This is a genomic window from Pseudarthrobacter sp. NPDC092439 (assembly GCF_044754945.1).
Classification (GTDB): domain Bacteria; phylum Actinomycetota; class Actinomycetes; order Actinomycetales; family Micrococcaceae; genus Arthrobacter.
On record NZ_JBIVQB010000002.1, the window covers coordinates 464,245 to 478,525 of the forward strand.

13 protein-coding genes are annotated in these 14,281 nt (G+C 64.7%); 4 read left to right on the forward strand and 9 right to left on the reverse strand.

Translation table 11 applies throughout. The features are described from left to right. Position 1 precedes the first annotated feature (1 nt). Genes ACIQCM_RS07055 through ACIQCM_RS07070 form a run of 4 tightly spaced genes read right to left on the reverse strand, consistent with a single transcriptional unit; the run spans position 2 to position 4,293 of the window. Positions 2-1,081 (reverse strand): ABC transporter ATP-binding protein, encoded by a 1,080-nt coding sequence (locus ACIQCM_RS07055; protein ID WP_400605071.1) that lies wholly within the window; start codon positions 1,079-1,081, stop codon positions 2-4. After that, on the reverse strand, positions 1,081-1,950 hold the full coding sequence (locus ACIQCM_RS07060) for a carbohydrate ABC transporter permease (protein WP_400605073.1): 870 nt from the start codon (positions 1,948-1,950) through the stop codon (positions 1,081-1,083). The genes ACIQCM_RS07055 and ACIQCM_RS07060 overlap by 1 nt, the downstream gene beginning before the upstream one ends. Further along, positions 1,947-2,906 (reverse strand): carbohydrate ABC transporter permease, encoded by a 960-nt coding sequence (locus tag ACIQCM_RS07065; protein ID WP_400605075.1) that lies wholly within the window; start codon positions 2,904-2,906, stop codon positions 1,947-1,949. Before ACIQCM_RS07065 ends, ACIQCM_RS07060 begins: the two co-directional genes overlap by 4 nt. Continuing rightward, positions 2,887-4,293 (reverse strand): extracellular solute-binding protein, encoded by a 1,407-nt coding sequence (locus ACIQCM_RS07070; protein WP_400605077.1) that lies wholly within the window; start codon positions 4,291-4,293, stop codon positions 2,887-2,889. Before ACIQCM_RS07070 ends, ACIQCM_RS07065 begins: the two co-directional genes overlap by 20 nt. Positions 4,294-4,435: 142 nt before the next feature. Here ACIQCM_RS07070 and ACIQCM_RS07075 point away from each other — a divergent pair, with 142 nt between their 5' ends. Continuing rightward, positions 4,436-5,662 carry an ROK family protein gene (locus tag ACIQCM_RS07075; protein ID WP_400605079.1) on the forward strand — a complete coding sequence of 409 codons (1,227 nt, stop codon included), beginning with the start codon at positions 4,436-4,438 and terminating at the stop codon, positions 5,660-5,662. A gap of 79 nt (positions 5,663-5,741) precedes the next feature. Next, positions 5,742-6,830: an AGE family epimerase/isomerase gene (locus ACIQCM_RS07080; protein ID WP_400605081.1), complete on the forward strand. Its 1,089-nt coding sequence runs from the start codon at positions 5,742-5,744 to the stop codon at positions 6,828-6,830. Between the two features lie 140 nt (positions 6,831-6,970). Here ACIQCM_RS07080 and ACIQCM_RS07085 read toward each other — a convergent pair whose 3' ends face one another. The 3 genes from ACIQCM_RS07085 to ACIQCM_RS07095 form a co-directional block, all read right to left on the reverse strand. Continuing rightward, complete coding sequence (locus ACIQCM_RS07085; RefSeq protein ID WP_400605083.1) at positions 6,971-7,204, reverse strand: hypothetical protein; 234 nt, start codon at positions 7,202-7,204, stop codon at positions 6,971-6,973. Positions 7,205-7,320: 116 nt separating this feature from the next. Further along, positions 7,321-8,175 (reverse strand): phosphatidylinositol-specific phospholipase C/glycerophosphodiester phosphodiesterase family protein, encoded by an 855-nt coding sequence (locus tag ACIQCM_RS07090; RefSeq protein ID WP_400605085.1) that lies wholly within the window; start codon positions 8,173-8,175, stop codon positions 7,321-7,323. Between the two features lie 117 nt (positions 8,176-8,292). Next, positions 8,293-9,012 (reverse strand): potassium channel family protein, encoded by a 720-nt coding sequence (locus ACIQCM_RS07095; protein WP_400605087.1) that lies wholly within the window; start codon positions 9,010-9,012, stop codon positions 8,293-8,295. Positions 9,013-9,317: 305 nt separating this feature from the next. Between ACIQCM_RS07095 and ACIQCM_RS07100 the strand changes: the two genes are divergently transcribed. Next, complete coding sequence (locus ACIQCM_RS07100) at positions 9,318-9,599, forward strand: hypothetical protein (protein WP_400605089.1); 282 nt, start codon at positions 9,318-9,320, stop codon at positions 9,597-9,599. Between the two features lie 61 nt (positions 9,600-9,660). On the opposite strand, the gene ACIQCM_RS07105 is transcribed toward ACIQCM_RS07100, so the two are convergent. Continuing rightward, the gene (locus tag ACIQCM_RS07105; protein ID WP_400605090.1) at positions 9,661-10,830 is read right to left on the reverse strand and encodes an acyl-CoA dehydrogenase family protein; all 1,170 of its coding nucleotides are present in this window, start codon (positions 10,828-10,830) and stop codon (positions 9,661-9,663) included. A gap of 180 nt (positions 10,831-11,010) precedes the next feature. Here ACIQCM_RS07105 and ACIQCM_RS07110 point away from each other — a divergent pair, with 180 nt between their 5' ends. Beyond that, positions 11,011-12,645: a phospholipase D family protein gene (locus tag ACIQCM_RS07110; RefSeq protein WP_400605092.1), complete on the forward strand. Its 1,635-nt coding sequence runs from the start codon at positions 11,011-11,013 to the stop codon at positions 12,643-12,645. A gap of 43 nt (positions 12,646-12,688) precedes the next feature. On the opposite strand, the gene ACIQCM_RS07115 is transcribed toward ACIQCM_RS07110, so the two are convergent. Beyond that, a complete protein-coding gene (locus ACIQCM_RS07115; protein ID WP_400605094.1) occupies positions 12,689-14,131 on the reverse strand; it encodes a DUF222 domain-containing protein in 1,443 nt (480 codons plus the stop codon). Positions 14,132-14,281: the final 150 nt, after the last annotated feature.

The following is a 14,281-nucleotide window of genomic DNA, read 5'->3' on the forward strand; positions in this document are numbered from 1 at the left end:
GTCAGTCTCCGATCCGAAGGCCCTCGGCATCGAACAGCAGGGTGCGCCGCGGTTCGAACGTCACCCACACGGGCGCCCCGATTTCCGGTTCGTTGTCCTCGCTGACCACTACCTGGAGCAGGTGGTCGCTCTCGGGAACTTCCACCGTCATCAGCACGGAGGCGCCGAGGTTTTCGGACACCGTCACCTTGCCTGAAATGCTGCCGGACTCGGGTTCGGTGGCGAGCCGGAGGTACTCCGGACGTGCACCCCAGGTGACCTCCTGGCCGTCGCTGACCCTCTCCGCGGTCCCTTCGGGAAGCCCGACCCGTTGCCGCCCGATGAGGACGGATCCGCCGTCGACCGTTCCCTTGATCAGGTTCATCGACGTGGACCCCACGAAGGAGGCAACGAAGGTGTTCGCGGGCCGCTGGAAGACCTCGCGCGGGGTGCCGAGCTGCTGCATCTTTCCGGCGCGCATGATCGCAATCCGGTCCGCCAGCGCCAGGGCCTCCGCCTGGTCGTGGGTCACGAACACGGTGGTGACGCCCAGGTCCTGCTGGAGCTTCTTGAGGAAGGTGCGGGCTTCAAGCCGGAGCCGGGCATCAAGGTTGGAGAGCGGCTCGTCAAACAGGAAGACGTCGGGCCGGCTGGTGACGGCGCGCGCCAACGCAACGCGCTGCTGCTGGCCGCCGGAGAGCTGGCCGGGGCGCCGTTCCATCAGGCCCTGCAGCGAGAGCTTGTCACCGACTTCTTCCGCGCTGGCCTGCCGCTCCGGCTTGGCCACTTTTTGGATTTTCAGCGGGTAGGCGATGTTGTCCACGATGGACATGTGCGGGAACAGCGCATAGTCCTGGAAGACCATGGCGACCCTGCGCTGGCCGGGCTCGAGGTTGGTGACATCCCGCTCCCCGATCCGGATGGTGCCGGAGGTGGATTTCTCCAGCCCGGCGATGGTCCTCAGCAACGTGGTCTTGCCGCAGCCGGACGGGCCGAGGAGGGCAAAGAACTCGCCGTCGTGGATGGTGAGGTCCATGTCGTCCACTCCCCGGACGCCGCCGGGATACTCCTTGATCAGGGAGCTGGTGGTGATGCTGGCCATTAGCTTTTGATACCTCCATGGAAGCGGAACCCGTAACGCCGGTTGACGAAGAAGTACATGGCGATCACGGGAATAGAGAAGAGCAGGGAGAACGCGGAAATCAGTGCGAGGTTGGGCTGGCCGCCTTCTGTATAGAAGGTGTACATCACGACGGCGGCGGGAGACTTGGCAGGCGAGCGCAGCAGGAGGTAGGGGACCAGGAAGTTGCCCCACACCTGGACGACGGCCCACACGGCGATGGTGGCAAGCCCCGGGCGGGCCAGGGGAATAACCACGTCCCACAGGATGCGCAGCGGTTTCGCTCCGTACAGCCGGGCCGATTCCTCGTAGGATTTCGGCGTCGAGTCCATGAAGTCTTTGAGGATGAAGATGACGGTGGGCAGAATGCCGCCGCTGAGCACCAGGATCACGCCGAACTGGGAGTCGATCAGCCCGAGCTTGACCATCAGCAGGAACGTCGGGACCATGGCCGCCGTGCCCGTGATGATGGAGGACAGCAGCAGCAGCGTGTACAGCAGCAGGTCGCGTCCAGGGATCTTCACCCGGGACAGCGAATAGGAGGCGAGCGAACCCAGGACCAGGACGACGGCCATTGATCCCAGCGCCAGGATCAGGGAGTTCCCCAGCGACGCAATGGCGATGGGGTTCTCGAAGAGGACCTTGAAGTTGTTGAGCGTGAACTCCGGCACCTTCACGTTGAGGGTGGGGTGCGCGTCGAAGGGTGCGAACACCAGCCACAGGACGGGGATGACGAAAAATGCCAGGACGACGGCGACAAACAGGCTCTTGCCCATCAGCCCGAGGAAGTGGCCCAGGATCCGCCGGCTCTCCTGCTCCGCAGTGGGACGCGGGTTGTCCAGGGCGGTCATGATTTTCTCTCCTTCAGGAGTCGCAGGTAGACCATGGCGATCACCAGGTTGATGATGATCATGATCAGTGAGATCGCGGCACCCTGCCCCAGTGCGCCGTCGTTCAATGCCAGCTGGTAGATGAAGATCGGCAGGATGTTGGACCGGTCATCGGGCCCTCCGGCGGTCAGCAGGTAAGGGGTGAAGGTGTTGAACGTCCAGAGCGTGATCAGCAGGGTGTTCGTGAGGATGTGGCCCCGGATGTGGGGAAAGATCACGTCGCGGAACTGGGCCCACGCGCCGGCGCCCACCATCCTGGCGCTTTCGAGCTGGGTCGGTGGAACCGAGGCCAGCGCCGAGCTGAAGAGCAGCATGGAGAAGGCTGTCCCTACCCAGGTGTTGAAGACGATGATGCTTTCCATCGGGTGGTTCAGCAACCACGCGGTATTCCCGGTGTTCAACATCGCGTTGAGGGTGCCGTTGCTGCGGTCCAGCAATGCGTACCAGAGGAAAGTAGTCACTGAGCTCGGGATGATCCAGGCCAGGAGCACAAAGAATTCGACGACGGCGCGGACGGACTTCCGGACCCGGGTCATGGTCCAGGCAATGGCGAAACCGAGAACCGATTGCCCGATGACGGCAGAGCCGAACACGAAGAGAAGCGTCAGTACCAGCGAATTGAAGAACCGGTCATCGGAGAGTGCGTTGATGTAGTTGTCCAGGCCGACGAACTGCGGGTTCTTGGCGGCGGAACCGCTGAGCCGGTAGTTGGTCATGCCGAGGTAGAGCGACCACAGCGCCGGAAAGACGAGGAACACCGAGATCAGCAGCAGTGCCGGCGCCAGGAAAGCCGCGGCTCCGGCCTTGCCCAGCCCGGCGACGTCCCCGTCGTCGGGCAGTGCCCGGGAGGGCCCGGTGCCCGCTGCAGCAGCGGGCACCGGAGCCTTCACGAGTTCATCACTTGAAGATCTGGTCACCGACGATTCCCTCCAGGGACTTCTGGTACGCGGCGCCGGCTTCATCCGGGGACTTGCCCGCCGCAACCAGGCCGGTGGCGTCCTGTACGGCGGTGGACACCTGGGTGTAGTCGGACAGACCCGGGCGGTAGGCCGTGACCGGAAGCACCTCCGTGGAGACGAAGTTCATCAGGGGGTCGCTCTTCAGCGTTTCGGCATTGACGTCGTCACGGGGCGAGATCCTGGCCGCGTTCTTGAGCTTTTCCTTGATGGCGTCCGCTGAGGACATGAACTGAAGCAGTTCCCAAGCCTGCTGCGGGTACTTGGTCTTCGGGTTGATGATCTGTCCGGAGCCGCCGGACATGCTGACGAAATCGGCGCCGTCGGGTCCCTGGCCTGGAGTTTTCGCCGGGATCTTGGCCCAACCGACGGCCGTGTCACGGTCCGCCATGGGAGCCACGCCGTTCTTGGGGTTCAGGACCGAGCGCCACAGGTAGTCGCTCTCGATCATGATGCCCAGCTTGTTCTGCGAGAACTCCAGGAACGACTTGTCGCGTCCCTTGGCGTCCTGCTGCAGGAGCGGATCGCCCAGCTTTTCGCTGCCGTACACGGTGGAGTAGAAGCCCAGCACGTCCTGCACGGCCTGGCTGTTGCCCTGCCATTTGCCGTCCTTGTTGATGGGCTGGCCGGTGCCCTGGAGCAGGGGAAGGAAGCCCTGCATGGTGGTCGCCTCGCCCATCGCCTTGCCCGCATTGATCTGCAGCGGGGTCACGCCGGGGAGCTTCTTGAGCTTCCGGGCGGCCTCGAGGATTTCGTCCCAGCTCTTGGGCTGCCAGTCAGCCGGCAGCCCCGCCTTCTTGAAGAGGTTCTTGTTGAAGTAGATGATCCGGCCATCAGTTCCGTCGGGCACGCCGTAGAGCTTGTCCTCGTACGTGGTCAGCTGCTGGACGGCCGGCGTGATCTGCTTCCAGCCGTCCCAGGCTTCCACCTTCTCCTTGCCGACGATGTCCTCCAGCGGTTTGATGTAGCCCGCGTCGGCGAACTCACCGAACCAGATGCCGTCAATGGACGCGATGTCCGCACCCTGGCCCGTGGAGAGGTCCAGGGAAACCTTGGTCTTGTAGGCCTGGTCGTCCACGCCATTGGACTGGAAGGACACCTTGGCCGTGACACCCTTCGCCTTTTGTGCTTCCTCAAACTTGGGGATGACGTAGTTCGTGATCCAGTCCGCGCCGTCGGAGTTCTTTCCGCCGGAAACGGCGTTGGCCGCGATGGTCAGCGTCACCTCCTTTGCGTCCGCGTTCTGCTTGGTGTCGGCCGACGGGGCGCCGGCTCCGCCGCACGCGCTCAAGGCAACGGTGCCTGCGAGCGCGCTGGACAAAGCCGCAAAAATTCTCTTTCGAGTCATATCAGTGGATCCCTTTGGGAGACAGAGCTCCGCCTCTGCGAAGCTGGTTGGAAAGTTGTCCGAGGTACCTGACAGCATGTGACACAGGCCACTATAGTCGAGTATCGGGCTTAGTCAACTAAATTGAGTTAGGCGGTTTTTCATGGCGCGGGGATCCAATCTTGAGCGTGTCAGCGCGTTCAACCAGGCGGTCGTCCTGGACTTGATCCGCCGCGCGGAAGCGGGGTTGAGCAGGGTGGAACTGATCGGCGCCACGGGGCTGTCCACCCAAACGGTGTCGAACATCGCCCGCAGGCTTCTGGACCTGGGGCTGATCAGGGAAAGCGGAAAAGTCCATGTGCCGCAAGGCAAGCCCCGGACCACGCTGACCATCGATCCGCACAGCCGGTTCGCGGTGGGCGTCCACCTGGACCCCTCCCGGCTGACGTTCGTGCTGCTGGATCTCGCCGGCGCGGTGGTCCACCGCAGCCATATCCCCATCGAGGCGGTGGCCACCCCGGACAAGACGGTAGCCAGGATCGCCGCAGCAATCGAGGATCTGATTACCCATGCAGCCATCCCGCGAGACCGGGTACTGGGCGTGGGCATAGCAGCCCCCGGGCCCATCGAATTCGATGAGGGCGCGGTGGTGGGTCCTCCCATGCTGACAGGCTGGGAACGCGTGGAACTGCGGGAGTCACTGGGCAAGGCAACAGGCTTCGGTGTGTTCCTGGACAAAGACTCCACGGCCGCCGCCCATGCCGACCTGTGGGTCCTCGACCAGCGCTCCGACCAAAACTTCGTGTTCATCTACCTCGGCAGCGGCACCGGCGCGGCCGTGGTGCTTAACGGCGAGGTGGTCAGGGGTTCGTCGAACAACGTTGGCGAAATCGGCCATTTCTCCACGGGCGACGGCGGCCGGCTGTGCGGGTGCGGGCGAAAGGGCTGCTTTGGCGTGTCCGTGATGCCGGTCAAGCTGGTCCTGGAGGCAGCCGCGCAGAGGCTCATCCCGGGTCCGATCGACGAAGACGACCTGCAGCAGGTTGCGCAGAACTTCGGTGCGCTCGCGGCCCTGGCGGACAGCGGGGATGCCAAGGCCACCGCAATCTTCGATGAAGCGGCCCGGCGGCTGGCCCGCGCCGTCGAGGACATTGCCAACCTGCTGGATGTGGACGCCGTGGTGGTGGGCGGACCATCCTGGGCACCCGTAGCCGGGCGCTACCTCGAGGTGTTGCGCTCTGCCCTGTCGCAGCGGCTGGCGATGGGAATGATCCATTCCGTCGAGGCGCGGGGATCGGTGCTCGGCGAGGACATTGCAGCGGTGGGCGCCGCGTGCATCGTGCTGGACCACGTCCTCGCACCGCGGGCGGGAGGGCTGCTCCTTGAGTGAGACGCCGCTTCTGGACAACCCGGGCCATTTGGCGTGGTTGAGGTCTGAAGAGTCCCGGCTGCTGAGGTTTCCCCGAACAGTGGTTACCGCCCGGGGCGATGTCGCGGCATGGTCCCGCACGGGGGATGTCCTGCCCGGGGTGGATTCGCCGACCTTCAACACCGCCCGGGCAGCCCACGTCTACGCCTTGGCTGCAGCAAGGGGTGAACCGGGGGCCGGCGCCACCGCCTTTGTCCTGCTGGACTACCTGGCCGCGTTCACCCCTAGTGGGTGGCCAACAAGCCCGGCGGGCCCTGCCGCAGGCCAGGAGCTGTACACGCTGGCATTCGTCATCCTGGCCGCGTCTTCAGGGAGCACCATCGGGCATCCCGGGAGCCCTGCCATGCTCTCCATGGCGCTGGCGCGGCTGGAACAACAGTTCTGGGAGCCCGCGCACGGCCTGGCCGCGGACCGGATCGATCCGGCCGGCCGTACCGATTCCTATCGGGGCCTCAATGGCAACATGCACCTGGCAGAAGCGCTGTTCGCGGCCGCCGACGTCACCGGAGATGATCTTCTTCGAGCCCGGGCGCTGGGAATCTGCAGCTTTGTCATCCGGCAGGCCGGACAGCGGAATTGGCGCATCTGCGAGCACTACAGCGAGGACTGGCAGCCCCTCCCCCAACACAACCTGCACGAGCCCCACCACACCTTCAAGCCCTTTGGCGCAACAATCGGCCATGGTTTCGAGTGGGCGCGCCTGATGGCCCAGTCCGCCCGCTTCGGAGCCGAAGGACAATTGGAGGCTGCAACGGCCCTGTTCGACAGGGCCGCCGCGGACGGTTGGCAGTCCGGGAAGTACCCCGGATTCTGCTACACCACGGACTGGAAAGGCCGGCCCGTTTCGTCCCGGCGCCTGCACTGGGTGGCGGCCGAAGCGCTTGCCTGTGCTGCAGTGCTGTACCGGCTGACGGGAGAACGCCGCTTCGCTGCCCGCTATGGGGAATGGTTCCACCATATCGAAGCAGCTTTCGTTGATCTGGACTCAGGTTCCTGGCATCACGAGGTGGACATGGAGAACCAGGCTGGCGCACCACTCCCCACGGACAAGCCGGACCTGTATCACGCCTACCAGGCGGTCCTTATTCCGCAGATGCCTGTGCGGACCAGCCTCGCCGCAGCCGTTTGAACCCGCCCGGCAACTAAGTTGCAGCATGTGGCTAAGTGCGGGCCACCTGGGTCACTGGTATCGCTCCTGAGAGCCATGCGCCCAACACGGCCAGCGCACTGGCCCAGGTCGTTAGCCGCCGTTTCCGGCCCGCACGCCCTCTAGGTAGACGCGTCCCGCTCGATTTCCTCGGCAAGGTCATCGACGTCCTCGGGGCGCATGTCGATGCCTGCCTTTTCGAAGCGCTCCTCAAGAACGTGGCTTACGTCATCCTGGACGTGCCCAAGGTGGATCTCATCCTTGATCTCGTCCGCGATGCTTTCAGGAGTCTCGACGTGGGTAACCGCCTCCGCAGAGGCACTGTCAACGGGGAGCTCGCTATCGAAGTCAGCCATATCTCATCGTCGCGGCGGTTGGTCAGGCGGTCAATACGCACAAAAGAAAAGCGGTCGACGGCGGGTTCCTCCCGCCGTCGACCGCTTCCTTTTACCTGGGTGCTTTGGCGCTCCGGTTATGCCGCGCGGGCGGTGAGGAAGGCCTGAAGTCCGGCGAGGTCGTCGGTGTTGATGTGGTCAACACCGGCGTTGTAGAGCTCGTTCCAGACGGCGTCGCGGGCGTCGCCTGCCTGGTCCGGGGTGGCCCAGAAGCGTACCCGGTAGCCGTTGGCGTGTGCGGTCTCAACGTAGGCGTGCAGCTTGGCCCGCTCCAGCTCAGGCATGGGGCCGACGCCCTGCCAGGTGAAGAGCTTGGTCCAGTTGTTGCTCACGATCGGCATCAGGCTGGCAGGCATCCCGGAGGTGAGGTCGCTGGCGCGTCCGTCGAAGAAGCCGAACCGCTTGTCCTGGGCCTGCATGGTGGCCAGCGGACGGTTACCGCTGATGATGGCGGTGACCGGACCGGGCTTGACGGTTCCGTTGACGTAGCGGGTCATGATGGACGGGTGCTCGGCCAGTTCCTTCTCAATGGCGGCGTAGGTGGCTTCGCCCTCGCTCTTGATGTCGATCATCAGCTGCAGGTTGCCGTCCCACTTGGGGTACACGCTGTGGCCGCCCTGCCGGACCAGGTTCTCGAGCGGATCGAGGTACAGGCTCTCCAGGGTCACCCCGGGCTTGACGTCCTCGAAATCGTGGGCGACGAGCAGCTCACCGTCGACCAGCCACACGTCCGCCTCTACGCTGGTGAAGCCGTGCTCCAGCGCGTCGAAGAGCGGGCGCTCGTGCTCGTAGTCGTTGTGGGCGTGGGCGGCGGCCAGCGGCTGGCCGAGGACGGGGGCAGGCGTGGGAGCCTCAGCGTTGGCGGGTGCCACTGCCGTTCCGGTCAGGGCGGCCAGGACGGCAACGGCCGCAAGGGCGCTTTTTACAAACACGGGGTTCTCCTAGGATCAGGTTTCTCTGCCCGGCGTGGGGGTGGTGCCGGGCAAACGTGACAAGCCTGCCGGGTGCGGGAGAACGGTGGAGGTCCTGTGAGTTGACTGCAGGTTAACTCAGCGGTTGGGTTCGAGTCTGGTGGTAAGCCTTTCAACCTGCTCAGCCAGGTTGGCGACCTCCCTGCGGAGGGACTCCTCCGATTTCTCAGTTTCTCCGCTGACCTCCGTGGACACAGCCTCCACCAGCCAGGAAGCCATGGACGCCGTGATCACCCCCAGGACCGCTATGCCTCCGAGAAGAAGAGCCATGGCTACCGCCCTCCCGAGCGGCGTCACGGGGAAATGGTCGCCATATCCAACAGTGCTTATGGTGACGACAGCCCACCAGAGGGCATCACCAAAGTTATTGATGTTAGAGCCTTCGGCACCCTTCTCTGCGTCCAGGATGGCGACGGCGCCAACATAGGTCAGGAGGACTGCCGCGCCGAGGACGTACGTCAGTGCCCGGCCACGAAGGGACCGTCCCGCCGCACGGTGGAACACCTGCAGCAGGGTGACCAGGCGGAGCAGGCGCAAGGGGCGAAGAAACGGCAACACAAGGATCACGAGCTCGTGAAGATTGCGGACAAACCATCGTGAACGGTTCTTGGCGAGGATCAGGTTGGCCACATAGTCAACCCCGAAGATGGCCCACGCCGCCCACACGATTATTTCAAGTACCTGATCTTCCCGGGAGGGCAGGTCCCCGATGACCTGGACAGAATAGGCGGTCACGAAGATGATCGCGACGGCGAGGAGCGGCCATTCCGTGTATCTGCGCCAGAGGATTTGGGTCATGGTCTATTTCCCTCTCGGAGGCAATATAAGAAAATCGCTGCGAAGACAATTACCAGGAATTCCACAGGCGCTCCAGAGTTTTCAGCATGCTTAATGACGGCCCGACAGCTACCACGCCGAGCTCGGAAGCGATGAAACGCCCCTGCGTTTAGCGTTGCGGCGAGAGTATAGTGCGGGGCATGTCTTCCAGATTGTCAAGATTGGTAATTCTCGGATTCACTGTGGCTTTTCTCGGGGCAGCGGGCTGTGCCGCCGAACCTACCCCTCTCCGGCTCCTTACATCGGATAGACCCGAAAAAAGCGGGATGGAAGCGCTGCTCCGGGGAACGCTGGCGGCTGACGAAAGCGGCTGCGTCCACGCGGCGACGGCGGGAGACGCGGTGAGCCTCGTGTGGCCCCTCGGGTACACGGTTAAAGGGAATGCAAAGTCTTTCGAAGTGCTCGACGCCGAGCAGAGCGTTGTGGCACGTTCGGGCGCTCCCCTGAATATCGGCGGGGGCGGTGCTGGCAAAGTCCCGGACAACTGGGCCGAACGCGACTGCGCCAAGGACAGGCTGTGGTTAATCGGTGACGTTTCCGAACAATGATGATCAGCATTGTTCCCAAAGCCGCTGCCCGCTGTAGGAACGGCCAGGTCCCACGTCGCCCTTACCGGAAGGCCGACTGGCCTGTGATGTGGTTGCCCAGGATCAGCGTGTGGACTTCGTCGGTACCCTCGTAGGTCCGCACCGATTCGAGGTTGTTCGCGTGCCGCAGCGGGGAGTGGTCCAGCGTGATGCCGTTGCCGCCCAGGATGGTCCGTGCCTCCCTGCAGATGGCGATGGCTTCGCGGCAGTTGTTCAGCTTGCCCACCGAGATCTGGACCGGTTCCAGCGTGCCGGCGTCCTTCAGCCTGCCGGTGTGAATGGCAAGCAGTGTGCCTTTTTGGATCTCCAGGAGCATGTTGACAAGCTTTTCCTGGGTCAGCTGATACGCGGCGAGCGGCTTATCAAACTGCATCCGCCCCAACGAGTACCTGAGCGCTTCCTCATAGCTGTCCCGGGCGGCACCCATGGCACCCCAGATGATCCCGTAGCGTGCCTCATTCAGGCAGGAGAACGGTCCCCTGAGGCCCTTAGCGCCAGGCAGCACGGCCGAAGCGGGCAGCCGGACGTCTTCCAGGCTGATGTCGCACTGGATGGAGGCCCGCATGGACAGCTTGGGCTCGATGGGGGTGGCCGTGAAGCCTGCCGTGTCCGTGGGCACCAGGAAGCCCCGGACGCCGTCTTCGGCGGCGGCCCAGATGACGGCAACGTGCGCGATGGAGGCCAGGCCGATCCACCGTTTGACCCCGTTCAGGACCCACCCGCCGCCGTCCCTGACGGCGGTGGTCTGCATCGCGGAAGGGTCCGACCCAGCGGTTGGCTCCGTCAGCCCGAAGCAGCCGATGATCTCGCCCTGGGCCATGCCCGGCAGATAGGCGTTCTTCTGCTCTTCCGATCCCCACTTGTGGATGGCACTCATCGCGAGCGAGCCCTGGACGGAGACGAAGGTGCGCAGCCCCGAATCCCCGGCCTCTAGCTCCATGGCGGCGATACCGTATTCGACGGCGGAGCGGCCCGGGCAGCCGTAGCCCTTGAGGTGCATGCCAAGCAGGCCGAGGGCACCCATTTCGCGGGCGATCTCCACCGGAAAGTGCGCGTCCTCGTACCATTTCCTGATGTTCGGCCGGATCCGTGCGTCCACGAATCCGCGGACCTTGGCGCGCAGCTGCAGTTCCTCCTCGCTTAGCAGCCCGTCCAGGTTGAGCACGTCCGAGTGGTCCGGAATGGATGTCATGGGATTCCTCCGTGGGAAGCGGTGGCTGTGAATTTTTCACGAAGCTTGTATTCCTGAATCTTGCCATTCCTGCAGCCCGGAAAGGTCGGGTCGGTTTCCGGGTGACATTGGCCGCCGCAGTCGTAGGCTACTGAGTAGGCCGGACACCCACCGGTCTCGGGTCCCGAAGGGAACGGCAAAGTGGACAGTACAGCCGGTTACTGGTTCTTAAGTGGCGCTGAGCGGGAACATTCGGCCACGGGCGTACACGCCGGCCCTGCCGAAACGCCGGCGTGGTCGGAGGGCAACCTGGTGCGGCCCCTGATCCACGGCGCCGCCTATTTCGCGCGCCTCCACGAGGAGCTCTCGGCTCTTCAAGCGGGTGATCGCGTTTGGTTCACCGACTGGCGTGGCGACGGCGACGAGCGGCTGACGCCCGACGGTCCGGCGATCGGGGAACTGCTGGCGCGATTGGCCCGGACGGGCGTGGAAATCCGCGGCCTGATCTGGCGATCCCACGGCGAGCGCGTGTCTGCCCCCATGAGCAACCGCTCGAATGAACTCCTCAGCCGCCAGATAAACGACGCCGGCGGGGAGGTGCTGCTGGACCAGCGCGTGCGCGTCTTCGGTTGCCACCACCAGAAACTGTTCGTCATCCGCAGGCAGAATGACGCTTCCCGGGACGTCGCGTTCGTGGGCGGCATCGACCTTTCCCACAGCCGCCGGGACGACGCCGATCACATGGGCGATCCGCAGGCGGTGGACATGGACCCCCGGTACGGGAAGCGACCGCCCTGGCACGACGCCGCCGTCGAACTTCGAGGCCCGGTTGTGGCAGATGTGCTGGAACTGTTCGCCGAACGATGGAACGACCCCCATCCCCTGGACCGGCGCACCCCGTACCGGATGCTGTTGCAGCGCCTGGCCGACATGCCCCGGCACCCCCAGCCTCTTCCGGACACCGCACCACCGCCGCCACCCGCCGGGCCCCACGCCGTGCAACTGTTGCGCACGTACGGCGTGAAACACCCCCCGTTCCCGTTTGCCCCGGGCGGCGAGCGCAGCGTGGCCCAGGCCTACACGAAAGCCTTCTCCCTGGCCCGTTCGCTGATCTACATCGAGGACCAGTACCTGTGGTCCACCGAGGTTGCTGCTGGAATCGCAGAGGCCCTCGAACAGAACCCCGGGTTGAACGTCATCGCTGTGGTGCCCCGCTACCCGGACTCCGACGGTCCGCTCGGAGGGCCGCCCAAGCGGCTGGGGCAACTGCATGCCATCGAGACGATTCGTCGCGCCGCGCCCGACCGGTTCGGCGTGTTCAACCTCGAAAACAAGGCGGGAACGCCCATCTATATCCACGCCAAGATCTGCATCATCGACGACACGTGGTTCACGTGCGGGTCGGACAACTTCAATCGCCGGTCCTGGACCACGGACAGCGAGCTGACGTGCGCCGTCATCGACACCAGCGCCGGAACCACTCCGGGCGGCGACTCCGGCTCCAATAGTTCCCGTTCCCCTGCCGACGGGTCCCTAGCCCACGCTGTCCGGCGCCAGCTCTGGGCCGAACACCTGGGCCTTGACGAAGATGACCCCCGGTTCGAGAATCCGTCGAACGGTCTCGCCCTGTGGAATGCCGCCGCCGATGCCCTGGACGAATGGCACGATACCGATACCGATACCGGCAGCCGGTCGCCCCGACCCAAGGGCCATGCGCGCCACCACACCACAGAACCCGTAACGCGCCTTCAACGCTTGTGGGCGGGTCCGGCAAACCGCTTCTTCGTGGATCCGGACGGCCGCCCGCGCAAATTGCGCGGCACCACCAAGTTCTAGCCTGCACGTCAGGCGCCAGGCAGCCAAGCAATCTCACGCAGTCTCACGCAGCGAGGCGCGTCAGGATGACTTGTTCCAGTGGACTTACGGGAACGGGCAGGCACCCCGGCGGCAGGAGTGGAGGCTCCCGGTCCGGATGCTCGGCCGGATAGTGCCGTCCGGTGGGTGAAATCCAGCCCGGCGGTTCATCCTTCGTTGCCTGCGTTGGTCTCCAGGGTCTCTGGTGTTTCAGCCGGTGGTGCTTCGGGCAGGCCTGTCCCAGGTTGCCGATTCCGGTGGTCCCGCCGTGCTGCCACGCGGTGAGGTGGTCCGCCTCATTGTCGAGGGTCTGGTTGCTGCAGCCCGGGAATGTGCATCCGCCATCCCGCAGCTTCAGCCACCGTTTGAGTGTTTCCGGGAGCCGGTAGCTGGTTCGCCCGATTTCGAGCGGTGCCCCATCGTGGGGGTCCACCAGGACCCGATAGAACGAGGTGGAGCCGTCGGCAACCAGCCTGCGAGCGATCGACGGCGGGACCGGGCCAAGTCCGTCGACCTCGGCGGGCTCATCGGTCAGGCCAAGGAGTGAGAAGACCGGAACGGTGACCAGCACGTCAGCCTTGGGAGCGGGCACGTCTCCCGGGTTCTCGCTTGCACTGCCCAACAGCAGTCCAGCCGCGATGTCGGCACGCAGCTGCGCGAGGTTGCGGGGTTGGTCAGGGCCCTGGAGACCACGGGACAGAGCAGTTGTCCTGTTCCAGATGGCACAAGCGGTATCACCCGGCAGGTACAACGAGAGCCAGGCCATGCCGTCCCGGTCCGGAGCATACTCCATCCGCCGGTCCAGCGAGCCCTTCGCGCGGCGCAACTCCAGGGACTCGGGCTGGTGGCGTTCGCGCCACGCCCGGACCTTCCGCCGGAACCGGGCCGGCACCAGATCTCCGGGAGCGCCGCCCCGGGTCGCGTTAGGCTCCTCCGGATCGAAGAAGTGGGCCTGCAGGGCAGCAACCGCTGATGGGGTGAGCCCGGTGGTTTCGTCTACCATGATCCGGGCGTGCTGCCAGCCAATCGCGCCGTTTTGCAGCGCGTCAAGAGTATCGGGCAACGACGTTGTCAGCGCATGGGCTTCGCCGAGCAGAGCCGCTGCTGCGCGTTCGCCGATCGTCAGCACGCACGCGGTTTCAGCCACCAGGCTCATCTCCTGCGCCGACGCCTCATAGGCTGTGGACGGCGGTCCGGCCAGCGCAGCTGCCGCATCCGCGTAGGCAGCCACCAGTCGGACCTTCGCCGCGGCCGTCACCGCCTCGATCCGCGCCAGCACTGCCAATCCCTCCAGGCATGCCTCCGAAAAGTCATGCAACGGATCTGCATCCGGCATGACGTCAGGTCCATCAAGGCAAACCACCGGCGAAACAACACCGGCAAGCTCATCGACCAGGCGGCCTACGGAGGCAACGGCAGCAGCCATCGCGGCCCTGCTTCCTGCCTCAACAACCGCGCCGGATTTCATAACCAAAGCGTCGCAGGGGGGTCTGACATTTAATGGCGGCAAACCCCGTCAGGGCTGAACGACTCGTTCTCCCTTAGGCGGGGCGATCGGAACGGCCGGAGATGACTCTCCGAGGCTCACGCCCAGCCGACACTTGCACCGGCACCCGCA

Excerpts from the sequence above, each read along its gene's own strand:
- ACIQCM_RS07055 (WP_400605071.1), bottom strand. The coding sequence starts at position 1,081 with ATGGCCAGCATCACCACCAGCTCCCTGATCAAGGAGTATCCCGGCGGC.
- ACIQCM_RS07060 (WP_400605073.1), bottom strand. The coding sequence starts at position 1,950 with ATGACCGCCCTGGACAACCCGCGTCCCACTGCGGAGCAGGAGAGCCGG.
- ACIQCM_RS07070 (WP_400605077.1), bottom strand. The coding sequence starts at position 4,293 with ATGACTCGAAAGAGAATTTTTGCGGCTTTGTCCAGCGCGCTCGCAGGC.
- ACIQCM_RS07075 (WP_400605079.1), top strand. The coding sequence starts at position 4,436 with ATGGCGCGGGGATCCAATCTTGAGCGTGTCAGCGCGTTCAACCAGGCG.
- ACIQCM_RS07085 (WP_400605083.1), bottom strand. The coding sequence starts at position 7,204 with ATGGCTGACTTCGATAGCGAGCTCCCCGTTGACAGTGCCTCTGCGGAG.
- ACIQCM_RS07095 (WP_400605087.1), bottom strand. The coding sequence starts at position 9,012 with ATGACCCAAATCCTCTGGCGCAGATACACGGAATGGCCGCTCCTCGCC.
- ACIQCM_RS07100 (WP_400605089.1), top strand. The coding sequence starts at position 9,318 with ATGGAAGCGCTGCTCCGGGGAACGCTGGCGGCTGACGAAAGCGGCTGC.
- ACIQCM_RS07105 (WP_400605090.1), bottom strand. The coding sequence starts at position 10,830 with ATGACATCCATTCCGGACCACTCGGACGTGCTCAACCTGGACGGGCTG.
- ACIQCM_RS07115 (WP_400605094.1), bottom strand. The coding sequence starts at position 14,131 with ATGAAATCCGGCGCGGTTGTTGAGGCAGGAAGCAGGGCCGCGATGGCT.